Here is a 14,108-nt window from a genome sequence, read left to right as displayed (position 1 = left end):
CGGCGCTACGATCGACTCGGGGACACAGATCGAGCACACCGTCGTGCGGGGAGCAGAATGAGCAGATACGCCGTTATCGGCGCGGGCCCATCAGGGTTGGCCGCAACGCGCGCCTTGCAGAAGCAGGGCATTGAGGTCGATGGCTACGAAGCCTCCCACGGCGTCGGTGGGCTGTGGGACATCACGAACCCACGCAGCACGATGTACGAGTCGGCGCACCTGATCTCATCGCGCACAACGACCGAGTTCACCGAGTTCCCGATGGGGACCAATGTCGACTATCCGAACCACCGTGTGCTGCGCGAGTACTTCCAGGCGTACGCAGATCATTTCGAGTTGACCGAGCTGTTCCGTTTCGACACTCGCGTCACACGTCTAGAGCCCCGCGATGGCGGATGGGACCTCACCGCAGAATCTTCTGAAGACGAGAGCACCCACTGGTATGCGGGTGTCATCCTCGCGAACGGAACGCTCGCCGACCCCAACATCCCCACCCTTGCCGGCGACTTCAGCGGCGAGCTCATGCACACAAGTGCATATAAGGATGCCAAGCAGCTTGATGGCAAGCGTGTACTGATCATTGGCGCGGGAAACTCCGGGTGTGACATCGCCGTGGATGCCGTGCACCACGCGGAGTCCATCGACATGAGCGTGCGGCGCGGCTACTACTTCGTGCCGCGTTATCTTTTCGGCCGCCCGAGCGACACGTTGAATCAGGGCCGCCCGCTGCCTGCGCGAATCAAGCAGGCCCTCGATTCCCGTGTACTCAAGGCATTCACCGGAGATCCGGTGAGGTTCGGCTTTCCGAGGCCAAATTACCGCATCTACGAGTCGCATCCGATCGTCAACACCATGGTGCTGAACCATCTCGGCCAGGGAGACCTGCGTGTACGGGCCGACATCGCCCGCTTCGACGGACAGACCGTGCATTTCCGCGATGGCAGCAGCGATGATTACGACCTGGTGATGCTGGCGACCGGATACCACCTCGATTACCCCTTCGTGGATCGCGAACATCTCTCCTGGCGCACAGCCGCCCCGCGGCTGTTCCTGAACATCTTCCCCGCCTCGTTCAACGGGCTATACGTGATGGGCATGATCGAGGCATCCGGCATCGGATGGCAGGGGCGTTTCGAGCAGGCAGAGCTCCTGGCCAGTTATCTTGCCGCGGCAGAGAGGGCGCCCGAGAGCGCAGCACATTTCCGGCAGCGCGTCACCGGCGTACCATGGCCCGATCTCACCGGCGGCTACCATTATCTCGGGCTGGATCGGATGTCGTACTACGTCAACAAGGATGCCTATCGCGCGGCCATGCGTGCCGAGCGCAAGTTGCTGGATCCGGCATGAACGTCGATGATGTCGTCCTGAGCTTCACTCCCGGCTCGCTGACCATTCTCAACGTCGTGCTCGGGCTGATCATGCTTGGCATCGCGTTGGATACCGCACCGGAGGACTTTCGTGTGGTGGCGAAGCATCCGAAGCCGTTCGTCATCGCAATCCTCGCGCAACTGCTGTTACTTCCCGCCGTGACGTTCCTGCTGACGCTCGTACTGCCAGTGACGGCATCCATGGCCATGGGAATGATCCTGGTGGCCTGCTGCCCACCGGGGAACATTTCACAGGTGCTCACGCACCGCTCCGGCGGCAATGTCGCCCTGTCGGTGTCGATGACAGCCGTCGGCAACCTGCTGTACATCGTCGCCATGCCGCTGAGCATCGCCTTCTGGGGATCGCTACACCCGACGGCGAGCGCGGTGCTGCGCCAGGTGGCGCTGGACCCGATGAAAATGCTGCTGGAGATCGTCCTGATCATCGGCTTGCCCTTCGCCGTCGGCCTGCTGGTGCGTGCGAAGCTCCCCCGGGTTGCGGCGAAGGTGCACCCGTTCGTGAAGTGGTTCAGTCTGATCGCGCTGGTCGGATTCATCGTTGTGGCGCTGGTCGGAAACTGGGCGGTATTTGTACAGGTGCTGGGGATCATCGTTCTCGTCGTCACGATCCACGATGCCGTCGCACTGTTCCTCGGCTATGGCACGGCGGTTCTGGGCGGCCTCGGCACTCGTGAGCGCAAGGCGATGACGTTCGAAGTCGGTATCCGCAATGCCGGACTCGGACTCGGACTCGTGTTCGCGTTCTTCGATGGCCTCGGCGGCATGGCGATCGTGGCCGGATGGTGGGGAATCTGGGACATCATCGCCGGACTCGTGGTGGCAAGCCTATGGGCGCGTCATACCCGTAAGCGCACCGGATCCGCGTCGGGTGATGCGAGCGCCCACCGCACGGCGGCCGACATATGAGCCGGATACTCATCACCGGCGGCAGCGGATTTCTCGGGACGCATGTGGCTGCGATGCTCTCGGCGCGCGCGGATGTGGAGATCGTCATCTCGTCAGATCTGCGCGTCGGCACCACGCACGACGGCATCACCCAGGTGGTGCTGGATGTGACGGATGCCGCGAGCATCGCTCCCGTCCTGCGTGAACACCGCATCGACACGGTCGTGCATCTCGCCGCCATCGTCAACCCGGGCGCCGATGTCGGCCTCGAGTACCGCGTCGATGTAACCGGTTCCGCGAATGTGCTGGCGGCATGTGTGGAGACCGGCGTATCGCGCGTTGTGGTGTCGAGTTCTGGGGCCGCCTACGGCTATCACGCCAACAACCCGGAATGGATCGACGAGTCCCAACCTGTGCGCGGCAACGACGCGTTCCCGTACTCGAAGCACAAGCGGTTGGTCGAGGAGATGCTCGCGGAGTACCGCGGTACGCATCCGGAATTGGAACAGGTCATCTTCCGCATCGGCACCATCCTCGGCCCCGATGTTCACAACCAGATCACCGCGCTCTGGGACGGTCGGCGCATCCTGAGCATCACCGGCTCCGACTCACCCTTCGTGTTCATCTGGGTCAATGATGTCGCCTCGGCCATGGTGCGCGCGGCGACGGACGGCCCAGCCGGCATCTTCAACGTCGCAGGTGACGGGCGTCTCACCGTGTCTGAGATCGCAGCGCGGCTGGGCAAGCCACTGCTGACGATCCCGGCGTGGGTGCTCGTCGCTGCGCTCAGCATTGGGCGGATGCTGCGACTGACGCCCCACGGATCGGAGAAGGTGCCGTTCCTGCGCTACCGTCCGGTGCTGGCGAACGACCGTTTGAAGAACGAATTCGGCTTCACCCCGACCCGAACCAGCCGCGAGGCTTTCGAGGAATACCTGACGACACACCCGCACGTCGCTGCGTCTTCGCGACTTAATCCATCGTCTCGATGAAAGCCTGAAGAAAGTCGCTTCCCGCACACTTCCTCTCGAACCGGACACTCCGGTTCCGGAGGGGGTTGGGGATGGCCGGTATGGGTCGATTCAGGATGATCATCATCTGCCTTGCACTGTTGCTGGAGGGCATGAGCACGTCGGGAATCAATGTGCAACTGGGGGCTCTGCGCACGGAACTCTCGCTCTCGGACGGCGAGCTTCAACTCGTCGCGAGTGCGTTTCTCATCGCCTATGCAGGCCTACTTCCGATCGCGGGGGCACTCGCTGACCGGCTTGACCGGCGGCGGGTGTTCCTCGCGGGCATCGCCCTGTTCGGCCTCGGCTGCGTCGTGTGCGCCATGTCGCCCTCATCGGCGCTGCTGATCGTGGGCCGCGTCATCCAAGGCTCGGGCGCCGCGCTCAGCGCTCCCGCTGCCCTCGCACTGATCACCGCCGGACTCCCTGAGGGTGCAAGCCGCAACCGCGCAGTGGCGATCTACGGGGCGATGGGAGCAGTCGGCTTCTCACTCGGCTTGGTCGTTCCGGGGGCTGCGGTGACGTGGTTCGGATGGCGCTGGAGCTTTCTCATCTCGGTGCCGGCCGTTGTGCTGGTATTCGCTGCTACTTACGGCATCCGCTCGGCCAGCGCCCGCACACAGGGCCGCCCCGATATCGTCGGCGCCGTGCTGCTCACGGTCTGCCTGATGCTCGCCGTGCACCTCGTCGGTGCCCTCACCACGCTCGCGCCGATCCTGATCGCGGTCGAAGGCATCGTCATCATTCTGCTCACCGCTTGGCTGATCACGCGGCGCGGCGTCCGCGACATCCCGAGGTCGGTCGTGTCGTCTCCTCGCGCGCGCGCAGCCTGCCTCGGTCTGGGCAGCCTCTTCGCCGGCGTCGTCGGATCAATGTATGCGCTCAGCCTCGGACTCAGCGACGGACAGGGCGCATCGGCACTCGCTGTCGCACTGCTGATCGTGCCGCAACCCATCCTTTTCAGTCTCTCCGCCGGTGTCGGCGCACGTCTGGTCACCGCGTGGGGTGCTCCGCGGGTATTCGCGCTGGGATCGGGCATCTTCATCCTCAGTCTCCTCTGGCTGGGAACCGCTCACGATGCTGCGATCTGGGCCGGCATCCTGCCTTCGATGGCGGGTGTGGGTGTCTCACTCGGTCTGTGCTTTCCTGCCGCCTCCGTCGGCGCGGTGGATGCCACTCCTCCCGAAACGAGAGCGACGACGGCTGGCCTGCTCACCACAGCGCAGAACATCGGTGGCGCTATGGGAATCGCCACGCTCACAGCCCTTAGTGTCGTGCCGACTGCGGCGTCTGGGCTGAGTATCGCTGCGGCGATGTTCTGGTCTGCGGGGTTCGCGGCCACCGGACTTCTCGCCGCAGCGATCGTGCTGCTGCTCGCCAGACGCTCTGCCGACCCCGTCAGCGTCACCGATCTTGCCACGCCCTCGGAGACGCGGCGATGACAGTGCACGTCACTCCTCTGATGCACACCAGTTCACGACTGCATATCGCCACCGACCTGGACGGCACGATCGTCTTCGATGGTCGACGTCCGCACCGGCTCATTCACGCGGCGCTGGCGAAGCTCACGGCCCGAGAAGATGTAGCGCTCTCCGTCGCGACAGCCCGCTCTCCTCGTGTCCTCGACGAATGGTTCGGGCACCTGGCCGGCAGCCTCGGACGAGTATGTTGCAACGGCGCGATCGTCGCGACGCCGACGGCGGAGCTGCATCGGAAGAGCCTCGATCCGGTGCTCGTTCGCAACCTGGTGGAACGGCTGCGTGCGCGCGGCGAACAATTCTGTCTCGAGTACGGCGACCGGTTCGCAGCCAGCCACTCCGATGCTCTGCCGTGGATGGGGACCCGGGCACGCGTTCCCCTTTCAACGACTGCTCCGCTCCTGGACGGCGTCGTAAAGTTCAGCATCGCCACCGGCGCGAACTGGTCCGACGCACTCGCCCAGCTCGTGGGTTCGGCCGGTGCGGTGTACCCGCACGCGACCGGTGATGCTGACGTCGTCGCTGCTGACGCGAACAAGGCCGCGGGGCTCCGCCTGCTGCGCCGCAATGGAGAGCCGTTACTCGCGCTCGGCAATGACCGTAACGACCTGCGCATGCTGCGAACCGCCGATCGCGCAATCGTGGTCGGCGATCTGCTTCCCGAACTGGACAGTCTCGATCATGTGACGAGGGTTCCCGCGCAGCCCGGACATATTCTTCAGGCACTTCGTCTTCACGCCCGCGATTTACTGAGCTCGAGCGCTCGAGCGCTCGCTTCCGCCTGACTGCTTATCCTTCACACGCCACAACGATCCCTACGAAGCCCCGTCACGTAATCGCGACAGCACACGATCGGCCTCGATCTGCGCTTTCTCGGCGTCTTCCGGATCTCCTCGCAACCGGTGCACGTCCGCCAGCCCCAGCCAGCCCACCCGAAGTTCCGGGAGACCACCACCGTCGCGCGAGAATCGCACGATCTCGTCGTACCGTGCGACGGCAGCATCCAGATCTCCTTCCGCAATATGCAGACGTGCATCGACGAGCATCACCATCGCTGTGAGTTCCTTCACCTCCACGATCGCCACGTCGACGGCGGCATCGCCCCGTGCGCGGCGGGCTTCCTCGATCCGGCCGAGACCGATCAGAGCCATAGCGAGGCAGGCATACGCCTCGCTACGGATGACCTTGTTCGTGCCGCGTTCGGCAAACCGCACGGATCGCCTCGCAGCAGCTTCGCCACGTGCGTAGTCACCACGCGCGATGTACACAAGCGCTGCACTCGAATTGCTTGAGGCTGCAGGACTCCACGCCTCGATCCGCTCATGGATCGTCGTCACCTCTGCGAACAGACCCAGCGCCTCGTCGTACTCTTCGACGTACCGCGCGAATTCACCGAGGTTGTTCAACGCGAGCCCTACGCTCAGTTCGTCTCCGTCCGCGCGACTCATGTCGGCGGCCTCAGCCGTCCAGCCGCGTGCAGCGGAAACCCCCTCGTGTATGAATCCGATCGCTCCGAGCAGCCTCAGCGCGGCCGCCTCGACAATCCGATCGCCCAGGCGTCGGGCCCGACTGCGCAGCTGATGAAAGAGCGAGAGCTGCGTCCTGGGCAGGTGCCCCACAGACATCGCATATACGCGTAGCCGAAGCACCATCCGTAAGATCTGCTCGTCGTCAGATGAACCCGCAGCAGAGATCACCTCCGTCATCAACGGCAACTCGCGGCCCACCCACTCTCGCGCCTGGACGACGTCGAGGAACACCGGCGGCCGTGCATCAGACGCAAGAGTCACAGGCAGCGTTTCGGGGCGGTTGTCGAGCATCGGAACAGGTGTCTGGCCGAGGAGAGGGGACACGTGGTCTGTGAAATCGCGAACGCCAAGTTCCAAGTGCGTCAACAGTCTCGTGCGTGCTTCCCGTATCTCTTCCGCGGATCTCTCCTCGGCACAGAGGCCAGCGGCAAGCTCCCGCAGCAGATCATGCATCGTGAGTCGTGTCGAGTCGATTCTGGATATGAGGTTCGCGCGTTGCAATCGGCGTATCGTCGAGCGCACGCGACTCGGTTCGCCGCCGTCGAGGGCGATGATCGTGTGCGCTGTGGTCGGCGACGACACCAGGCCGAGCAGACAGAATAGCCGTCGTGAAACCGCATCCAGGTCATCGAGAGACCACGACAGCACCGTTGCCAGGTCGGATTCCGCATCGCCGGTCTCCAGGGCATCCAGTGCTCGGCTCCGACTGAGATCATCGAACAGATCATCCTGCCCTGCGGCTGCGGCCGCCCGCGACGCCACCATGATCGCAAGCGGCAGTCGTGCACACTTCTCTGCCAGGCGCGTACACAAGTCGGTGTCCAGCCCTGGGAGCTGCGCTCGAACGAGTGCAGTGGCGGCCGAAGCAGCGAGCGGCTCAAGCCGCAGGTCGAGTGCCGGGGCACGCACACCGACGCCTGGCAGCGCCTCACGGCTCGTCACAACCACGACGGGTCCCTCTGCCGCCGGCAGCAGAGGTCGCACCTGCGCCTCGTCATGGGCGTTGTCCAGAAGGATCAGCAGCGACAGCCGATCGGTGACGCTGCGCAGCGTTGCGGAAAGCTCATCCACGCCGAGCGCAGAAGACACCGGCCGCCCCAGAGCTCGCAGGAACGCGACGAGCACGACCACGGGCTCGACAGGATCGGCCGTTCCGAATCCGTGCAGATCGACGTACAGGATGCCGTCCGAAAAGCGCTCGCGGGCACGCGCTGCCCATGCCATCGCGACAGAGGTCTTCCCGACCCCGCCCATCCCTGTGACGACAGCGATTCGCGTACCACTCTCGAGCATCGTGTCCAGTGCACTGAAGGTCTCTTCTCTACCGAACAGATCCACCGAGTGCGGGGGAAGCTGGTTCGGCACTGCTCGAATACCGCCAACAGACCCGGACACGAGTCGCATGTGCAACTCTCGCAGGGCAGGTCCCGGATCGACGCCGAGTTCATCCGCGAGCCGGCTGCGAAGCGCGTCATAGATTTCCAAGGCGTCGGAGCTCCGTCCTCCGCGCGCCAGCGTCGCCATATGAATCTCGGCGAGTTCCTCGTCGTACGGCTCCCGGTTGCGCGCGTCGCCTGCACTCTGCAGCACGACATCATCATCTCCACTATCAAAAGCTGTGCGAAGCGCGCGTTTGCGCACAGCGGCCAGTCGCTCGCTCAGCCCTTCACGTAACGTGTCGAAGAACTCGCCATCACAATCGCGGAAGGCGTCGGCAGCAACCAGCGTGAGCGCCTCTGCCGGCTGCTTATCGGCGCGCAGATCGAGTCCGTCGAGATCCAACTCCCCCTGCGTAAGGGCGAGCCGATAGCCGTCGACGGTGCGCTCCAACCGATCGGCACGATCGAGCAGTCCGCGCGTGCGGTGCACGAGCAGATGCAATCGGGCGTCTAGGTCGCCATGCCCCCAGAGCAGGTCGCACAGCTCGGCATTGCTGAGTCCGGTCGGTGTACCCAGGAGAGCGGCGAGCAATCTCCGCTGCAACCGTCCTGGTGGCGTGATCTCCTCGCCATCTGCCCAGACTTCGATCGGCCCGAGCACGCGGAACTGTGTGCTCATGGCTGCGGCCTTGCGAACCCGGGGGACGCCATCTGCGTGAGTCTAGTCACTCGCGCACGCGGATATACGCTGGGTTCGTGCACAACAAGCGTCGCCGCCGGATCATCGCCAGAGTGGGATGGGGCATCCTCATCCTCCTTGTTCTGCTTGTCGGAGGCGTCCTCGCGTGGACGCAGATCGGCGTGATGGCTGCCGAGAAGACCCCGCTCGCGAGCGCGCAGGACAACCCGAACATCACGATCGAGGATGCTCCGGAGGGCATCGTGCTTGCCCCTGCCGACGGTGATTCCGAGATCGGCTTGGTGTTCATTCCCGGCGCCAAGGTCGATCCATGGGCGTATGTCGCCATTCTTCAGGGCGTCGCCGAGGAGGGCACCACCGTAGTGATCACCCGGCCCTGGCTGAACCTCGCATTCTTCGACCTGCGCGGGCTGGATTCCTTCACCACCGCTGCGCCGGAGATCGACTCCTGGGGTGTCGGCGGGCATTCTCTCGGCGGGGTGCGTGCCTGCCAGTTGGCGACGGATGCCGATGCGCTCGTGCTGTTCGGCTCGTATTGCGCGACCGACCTCTCTGACACTGATCTCGACGTGCTGAGCCTGTCCGGAAGTGAAGACGCTCTGTCCACCCCCGCGAAGATCGCCGGTGCTCGCCCGCTGCTCCCAGACACCGCCGAACTCGTCGAGATCGCGGGTGCGTCTCACGCCTCCTTCGGCGACTACGGCCCACAGAGCGGCGATGGTATCCCGACGATCTCCGGCGAGGAGATGCACTCGACCGTCACGGAGCTGGTCGGGTCGTTCCTGAATCGCTAACCGAGCACCGAATCCAGCAACGGATGCAGGTGTGCGCTCTGAAGCACCAACGCCGCGGATCGCGCACCGGCCTCGAGCGACTGCGGCACAGAATGCCCGGCGAGATGCGCGTCCAGAACGCCGGCGAAGAACGCATCGCCGGCGCCGTTCGTATCGATGACCTCGACCGGTACTGCATTCACGCGGTGTTCGTTGCCTCCAGCATCCACTGCAACAGCGCCGGCGGCACCCAGCGTGCACACCGCCAGACTCGCTCCGGCAGCGATGCGCGACCGCAGAAAGGCCACCGGATCCTCGAGGTTGTCGGCATTGCAGAACACCGCGTCGGCCGCCTCAAGGAACGGACGATGATACTCGGCGACACCGTCGTAATCGTGCACGTCGATCCAGATGGGCCGCCCGGCCTGCTTTGCCGCTGGCAGCAGCCGCAGCGGCTCTGCAGCGAGATCCAGCACGATCACGGCAGCTGTGGCCATGCCTGCGCGGATGAGCTCATCATCAGGCTCGACTGGCGCTGAAGGACTCGACAGATAGAGCGATACTCGTCCACCCTCGCGATTCATCAGGTTCAGATGGCGCTCCGTGGCGGTGCTGCGACCCCAGCGCACGTCAGCGCCCGTGGCATCCAGTGCCCGACGCAACAGCTCACCCTGCGCGTCATCGCCGACCAACGCGTGCAGCACAGCGGAGCGGCCGAGCGCCGTCAGGCTCAGCACCTTGCCCGCACTCGTCCCGCCGACCGTTTCCCAACTCGCTTCGGCGAACTGCATGTGCGGTACGGGCTCAGGGAGCCGGTCGAGCACGACGATGGAGTTCCACGAGGCGGGGCCCGCGATGAATACCGAACTCATGATGTCTCCACTGGTTCCTCAGACAAACCCCGGGCGCCCTCAGCCGATGCGTGAGATCAGCGTATCCAGACCCATCCCATAGTCGATCCGCACCACAGGCAGTGCGTACTTGTCTGTGCCAACGACGACCTTGCCAGGCTCGATCGTGCGCGCCATCTCATAGCCCGCCTGCGCAACACCCTGTTTTGCGGTGTCGTTGTAGTGGCCATACGGGTAGGCGACCACTTCGCGCACTCCCAACAGATCGCCGGAGGCGTTCAGATCGGCAGCAATCTCGTCGGCAGTCCAGTTCACCATCCGGCCGTCGCCATTGGCGCCAGCTTCGTGCATGTCATGGGTGTGCGAGCGCCGCAACACGTACGGTGACGGTGGCGGGTCGGAGCGGTATGCCGTGACCATGAACGACGTGGCGAGCACCTTCTGCTGCTCCACGATCGGAGCCGCCAGATCGAACCAGGTCTGGTCGGCATCATCGTCTGTCACGATCACCGATCGCGGAGGAAGATACAGACGCCCGTCGATGAAGGCACTCAACTCATCCCAGGTGGGCAGGTAGAAGCCGGTCGAGGCGATGTGACCCATGTGCGCTTCGAAGTCACCGATGTACGCGTAGTTGCCGCGCAACCACCCGTCCTCACCCTCCGGGCGCGTGGTGAACTGGTGGTACATGAGGATCGGCACCTCGGTGCCGGCGGCCGCGTTCTGCTCGGCCGGCATCCACGAGCCGTGCAATTCGAGCTGCTGGTTGACGCATGTCACGGCATCCGCGCCATTGACTCGAGCGTCGGCCTGGAACGCAGCCGCCGTCTCCGCACTCGTGTACCAACCCCCGAACGCCATCCCGTCCTGCGCGGGAATCGGTAGCGCGGCGTACAGCGTCCCTTGCACCTGCAGCATCGGTGCGTCGACGATGCCATCACCGGCGAATGTCACGGCGCAGGCGAGCTCGTCATCGGCATCAGCGAGCAGCTGCTGCACCGGCGTGAGCGGCGTCTGCTCCGGTGCCGGCGTCTGGGTTCCTGGCGCGGTTCCTGGCGCTGCTTCGGCTTCGGCCGGAGCCCGCAGGCTCGCGAGAACGATGGTCAGGCTCACACCGAGCACGGCGATCACGGCACCGGCACTGACGAGCCAGATCCGTCGGTGTCGACGGATGCGTGCACGCCGCGCAGTGCGGTCACTCCGGCGCTCAACATTCCCCATAGACAGAATCCTATGGGTACTTCGTCAGTCGCTCTGGAACCCCTCCGCGATCATTTCGACGAGTTCTTCACGTTCTTCGACCGGCAGGAATGCAGCGGATGCGGCATTGAACTGGAAAGCCTCAAGGTCTTCGAGGTCGTAGCCGAAGGCGTCCACCAGAACGGCAAGCTCACGAGTCAGCGAAGTGCTGCTCATGGTGCGGTTGTCGACATTCACGGTGACGGCGAAACCGAGCTGGTACAGAAGGTCGAAGGGGTGATCCGCGATCTCGGTACCCCACGCCTCGATCGCGGCGGTGTGCAGGTTCGATGACGGCGATAGCTCCAGTGGAATCTCTCGGTCGCGCACCCACCGGGCCAAGTCGCCGAACTTCACCTGCACCTCGTCACCCTCTCGGGTGATGACATCGAGATCAGACACGAGACGCACCCCGTGCCCCAGACGCACGGCTCGCCCGTCGAGTAGCGCACTGCGGATCGATGCGAGTCCTGCTGCCTCGCCTGCGTGCACGGTGACGGGCATAAAGTTCGCAGCCAGCAGCTCAAACGCCTCACGGTGCTGCGAGGCGGGATAGCCCTCTTCAGGACCTGCGATGTCGAACCCGACTACACCGTTCTCGCGGTGAGCGATGGTGAGTTCCGCGATCTCGAGCGAGCGATCGCTGTGTCGCAGAGCGCTCAGAATCTGACCGACCCGGATGCTGTTACCGGCGCGGTCTGCGGCATCTTCCCCCTCCTCGATGCCCTGTTGCACGGCTTCGACCGCGTCGTCCAGAGAAAGACCGCCGACCAGATGCTGCTCCGGCGCCCAACGCATCTCGCCGTAGATAACCCCGTCTTCGACCAGATCCTCAACGAATTCCCGCGCCACACGCGTGAGGGCGGATGCCGTCTGCATCACGCCGACGGTGAGTTCGAAGGACTTCAGGTACTCCACGAGCGAGCCGGAGTCGCTCTGCTTCGAAAACCATGCGCCGAGACCGCGTGCATCATCGGCAGGCAGATCGAGCCCGATCTCCGCGGCCAGCTCTACGATCGTCGCGGGGCGCACAGCACCGTCGAGATGATCATGCAACGAGATCTTCGGCAGCGAGCGCAGCGAGACGCCCTGGATCTTGATGTCACCGTCGGAGGCGATCGACATGGGTTTTCCTCTCAGAGACCGACGCATCGAAATGGGCAGCGAGCGGCGGATACCCAGCCTACGCGGTGATGTGCTCGCGAACGAGCGGTCCGATCTCCGGTGCAGAGTCCCCGAGCTCCCACGCACCTTCAAGAGCTTCCAGTGCGCGCGGGAAGCGTGCCTCATCCTCCGCCGACAGCGTGAACAACGGCTGACCCGCCGAGACACGATCGCCAGGCTTGGCGTGCAGATCAATGCCGGCCGCATGCACGACCTGGTCTTCTGCACGGGCACGCCCAGCCCCCAGGCGCCACGCTGAAATGCCGAACGGCAGCGCATCCATCCGCGTCATAATGCCGTCTGCAGGAGCCGTCACGACGTGGGTCTCACGCGCGGTCGGCAGTGCAGCATCCGGATCGCCGTCCTGCGCGCGGATCATCGCGTTCCAGGTGTCCATCGCGCGTCCACCATCGAGTGCCGATTCGACATCAGCGTCCGGGTGTCCGGCGAGCGCGAGCATCTCACGAGCGAGTGCCAGAGTGAGCTCGCGCACATCGGCTGGTCCGCCACCGGCGAGGATCTCCACCGATTCGCGCACCTCGTTCGCGTTGCCGATGGCGAAGCCGAGCGGCACGTTCATGTCGGTCAGCAGCGCAGTGGTGGCTACTCCTGAGTCAGTGCCGAGCGCAACCATCGTCTGTGCGAGTTCACGGGCGCGATCGATGTCCTGCATGAATGCGCCAGAGCCGAACTTCACGTCGAGCACCAGCGCATCAGTGCCTTCGGCGATCTTCTTCGACATGATGCTGGACGCGATCAGCGGAATCGCCTCGACGGTGCCGGTGACATCACGCAGCGCGTAGAGCTTCTTGTCAGCGGGCGCGAGACCAGACCCGGCAGCGCAGATCACGGCTCCGACATCGCCCTGCATCTGGGCGAACATCTCCTCGTTGCTGAGCGCTGCGCGCCAGCCAGGGATCGCCTCGAGCTTGTCGAGCGTGCCTCCGGTGTGGCCGAGGCCTCGCCCGCTCAGCTGCGGCACCGCTACGCCGAATGATGCCACGAGCGGAGCCAGCGGCAGAGTGATCTTGTCACCGACGCCGCCGGTGGAGTGCTTGTCGACCGTCTTCTTGCCGAGCGAGGCGAAGCTCATCCGCTCCCCCGAGGAGATCATCGCGTCGGTGAGCACACGGATCTCGTCCCGGCTCATCCCTCGTTGGAAGATCGCCATCGCGAAGGATGCCATCTGGGCATCCGACACGTAGCCGCGCGTGTACGCGTCGACCATCCAGCGCAGCGCCGGCTCCGGCACTGCGCCGCCATCACGCTTGGCGCGGATGACGTCGATCGCGTCAAATGCTTCTACAGTCATCGGACTTCTTCCAGATCTCGGGGGCCGAATGCATCCGGCAGAACTTCATCAATGGTGCGGATGCCACTCACTGTCTCCAACAGCATCTCCGGCATCGCGTGCTCGAAGAGCAGTTGGCGGCAGCGACCGCACGGCATGATCGTCTCGCCGTCGTTGTTCACGCAGACGAAGGCAACGAGCTTCCCGCCGCCGGACATGTGCAGATCGCCCACGAGTGCGCACTCGGCGCACAGCGTCACCCCGTAGGAGGCATTCTCGACGTTGCACCCGGCGATGATCCGCCCGTCAGAGACGAGTGCAGCCGCCCCCACCCTGTACCGGGAGTACGGTGCGTACGCCTTGTGCATTGCGTCGGTTGCGACCTGGCGAAGTTCGTCCCAGTCGATATCAGTCATTGTTC

The 14,108-nt window shown here is 64.4% G+C and carries 12 protein-coding genes; 6 read left to right on the top strand and 6 right to left on the bottom strand.

Translation table 11 applies throughout. From position 1 onward, the window contains the following. Nucleotides 1-57 precede the first annotated feature (57 nt). The 5 genes from AC1C2O_RS18565 (at nt 58) to AC1C2O_RS18545 (ending at nt 5,546) form a co-directional block, all read left to right on the top strand. The gene (locus AC1C2O_RS18565; protein ID WP_495432052.1) at nt 58-1,347 is read left to right on the top strand and encodes a flavin-containing monooxygenase; all 1,290 of its coding nucleotides are present in this window, start codon (nt 58-60) and stop codon (nt 1,345-1,347) included. Further along, entirely contained in the window at nt 1,344-2,294 is a 951-nt protein-coding gene (locus AC1C2O_RS18560; protein WP_495432051.1) for a bile acid:sodium symporter family protein, read from the top strand. The genes AC1C2O_RS18565 and AC1C2O_RS18560 overlap by 4 nt, the downstream gene beginning before the upstream one ends. Continuing rightward, nucleotides 2,291-3,265 carry an SDR family oxidoreductase gene (locus tag AC1C2O_RS18555; protein ID WP_495432050.1) on the top strand — a complete coding sequence of 325 codons (975 nt, stop codon included), beginning with the start codon at nt 2,291-2,293 and terminating at the stop codon, nt 3,263-3,265. The genes AC1C2O_RS18560 and AC1C2O_RS18555 overlap by 4 nt, the downstream gene beginning before the upstream one ends. An 80-nt stretch (nt 3,266-3,345) precedes the next feature. Beyond that, a complete protein-coding gene (locus AC1C2O_RS18550; protein ID WP_495432049.1) occupies nt 3,346-4,725 on the top strand; it encodes an MFS transporter in 1,380 nt (459 codons plus the stop codon). 20 nt (nt 4,726-4,745) lie between these two features. Beyond that, nucleotides 4,746-5,546, top strand: coding sequence for an HAD family hydrolase (locus AC1C2O_RS18545; RefSeq protein WP_495432048.1), 801 nt, complete (start codon nt 4,746-4,748; stop codon nt 5,544-5,546). Between the two features lie 30 nt (nt 5,547-5,576). On the opposite strand, the gene AC1C2O_RS18540 is transcribed toward AC1C2O_RS18545, so the two are convergent. After that, nucleotides 5,577-8,348, bottom strand: a complete 2,772-nt coding sequence (locus tag AC1C2O_RS18540) for an ATP-binding protein (protein WP_495432047.1) — start codon at nt 8,346-8,348, stop codon at nt 5,577-5,579. A 77-nt stretch (nt 8,349-8,425) separates the two neighbouring features. Here AC1C2O_RS18540 and AC1C2O_RS18535 point away from each other — a divergent pair, with 77 nt between their 5' ends. Next, the gene (locus AC1C2O_RS18535; RefSeq protein WP_495432046.1) at nt 8,426-9,163 is read left to right on the top strand and encodes an alpha/beta hydrolase; all 738 of its coding nucleotides are present in this window, start codon (nt 8,426-8,428) and stop codon (nt 9,161-9,163) included. Here AC1C2O_RS18535 and AC1C2O_RS18530 read toward each other — a convergent pair. The 5 genes from AC1C2O_RS18530 to AC1C2O_RS18510 are packed head-to-tail and all read right to left on the bottom strand — an operon-like array spanning nt 9,160 to nt 14,103. Next, a complete protein-coding gene (locus tag AC1C2O_RS18530) occupies nt 9,160-10,014 on the bottom strand; it encodes a carbohydrate kinase family protein (RefSeq protein ID WP_495432045.1) in 855 nt (284 codons plus the stop codon). The genes AC1C2O_RS18535 and AC1C2O_RS18530 overlap by 4 nt on opposite strands. A gap of 39 nt (nt 10,015-10,053) precedes the next feature. Beyond that, on the bottom strand, nt 10,054-11,214 hold the full coding sequence (locus AC1C2O_RS18525) for a polysaccharide deacetylase family protein (protein WP_495432044.1): 1,161 nt from the start codon (nt 11,212-11,214) through the stop codon (nt 10,054-10,056). Nucleotides 11,215-11,238: 24 nt separating this feature from the next. Further along, nucleotides 11,239-12,357, bottom strand: a complete 1,119-nt coding sequence (locus tag AC1C2O_RS18520) for an adenosine deaminase (RefSeq protein WP_495432043.1) — start codon at nt 12,355-12,357, stop codon at nt 11,239-11,241. A 58-nt stretch (nt 12,358-12,415) separates the two neighbouring features. Then, complete coding sequence (locus AC1C2O_RS18515; RefSeq protein ID WP_495432042.1) at nt 12,416-13,708, bottom strand: thymidine phosphorylase; 1,293 nt, start codon at nt 13,706-13,708, stop codon at nt 12,416-12,418. Continuing rightward, complete coding sequence (locus AC1C2O_RS18510) at nt 13,705-14,103, bottom strand: cytidine deaminase (RefSeq protein ID WP_495432041.1); 399 nt, start codon at nt 14,101-14,103, stop codon at nt 13,705-13,707. Before AC1C2O_RS18510 ends, AC1C2O_RS18515 begins: the two co-directional genes overlap by 4 nt. Between the last annotated feature and the right edge of the window lie 5 nt (nt 14,104-14,108).

It is taken from the genome of Microbacterium sp. Y355, assembly GCF_059445345.1.
Note: the sequence above shows the minus strand (reverse complement) of the source record. Positions and strands in the feature narration are given on the sequence as shown.

What these genes read in the sequence shown, in the direction of transcription:
- AC1C2O_RS18565 (WP_495432052.1), top strand. Translation starts at nt 58, where the DNA reads ATGAGCAGATACGCCGTTATCGGCGCGGGCCCATCAGGGTTGGCCGCA.
- AC1C2O_RS18555 (WP_495432050.1), top strand. Translation starts at nt 2,291, where the DNA reads ATGAGCCGGATACTCATCACCGGCGGCAGCGGATTTCTCGGGACGCAT.
- AC1C2O_RS18530 (WP_495432045.1), bottom strand. Translation starts at nt 10,014, where the DNA reads ATGAGTTCGGTATTCATCGCGGGCCCCGCCTCGTGGAACTCCATCGTC.
- AC1C2O_RS18560 (WP_495432051.1), top strand. Translation starts at nt 1,344, where the DNA reads ATGAACGTCGATGATGTCGTCCTGAGCTTCACTCCCGGCTCGCTGACC.
- AC1C2O_RS18525 (WP_495432044.1), bottom strand. Translation starts at nt 11,214, where the DNA reads ATGGGGAATGTTGAGCGCCGGAGTGACCGCACTGCGCGGCGTGCACGC.
- AC1C2O_RS18540 (WP_495432047.1), bottom strand. Translation starts at nt 8,348, where the DNA reads ATGAGCACACAGTTCCGCGTGCTCGGGCCGATCGAAGTCTGGGCAGAT.
- AC1C2O_RS18515 (WP_495432042.1), bottom strand. Translation starts at nt 13,708, where the DNA reads ATGACTGTAGAAGCATTTGACGCGATCGACGTCATCCGCGCCAAGCGT.
- AC1C2O_RS18510 (WP_495432041.1), bottom strand. Translation starts at nt 14,103, where the DNA reads ATGACTGATATCGACTGGGACGAACTTCGCCAGGTCGCAACCGACGCA.
- AC1C2O_RS18520 (WP_495432043.1), bottom strand. Translation starts at nt 12,357, where the DNA reads ATGTCGATCGCCTCCGACGGTGACATCAAGATCCAGGGCGTCTCGCTG.
- AC1C2O_RS18550 (WP_495432049.1), top strand. Translation starts at nt 3,346, where the DNA reads ATGGGTCGATTCAGGATGATCATCATCTGCCTTGCACTGTTGCTGGAG.
- AC1C2O_RS18545 (WP_495432048.1), top strand. Translation starts at nt 4,746, where the DNA reads ATGCACACCAGTTCACGACTGCATATCGCCACCGACCTGGACGGCACG.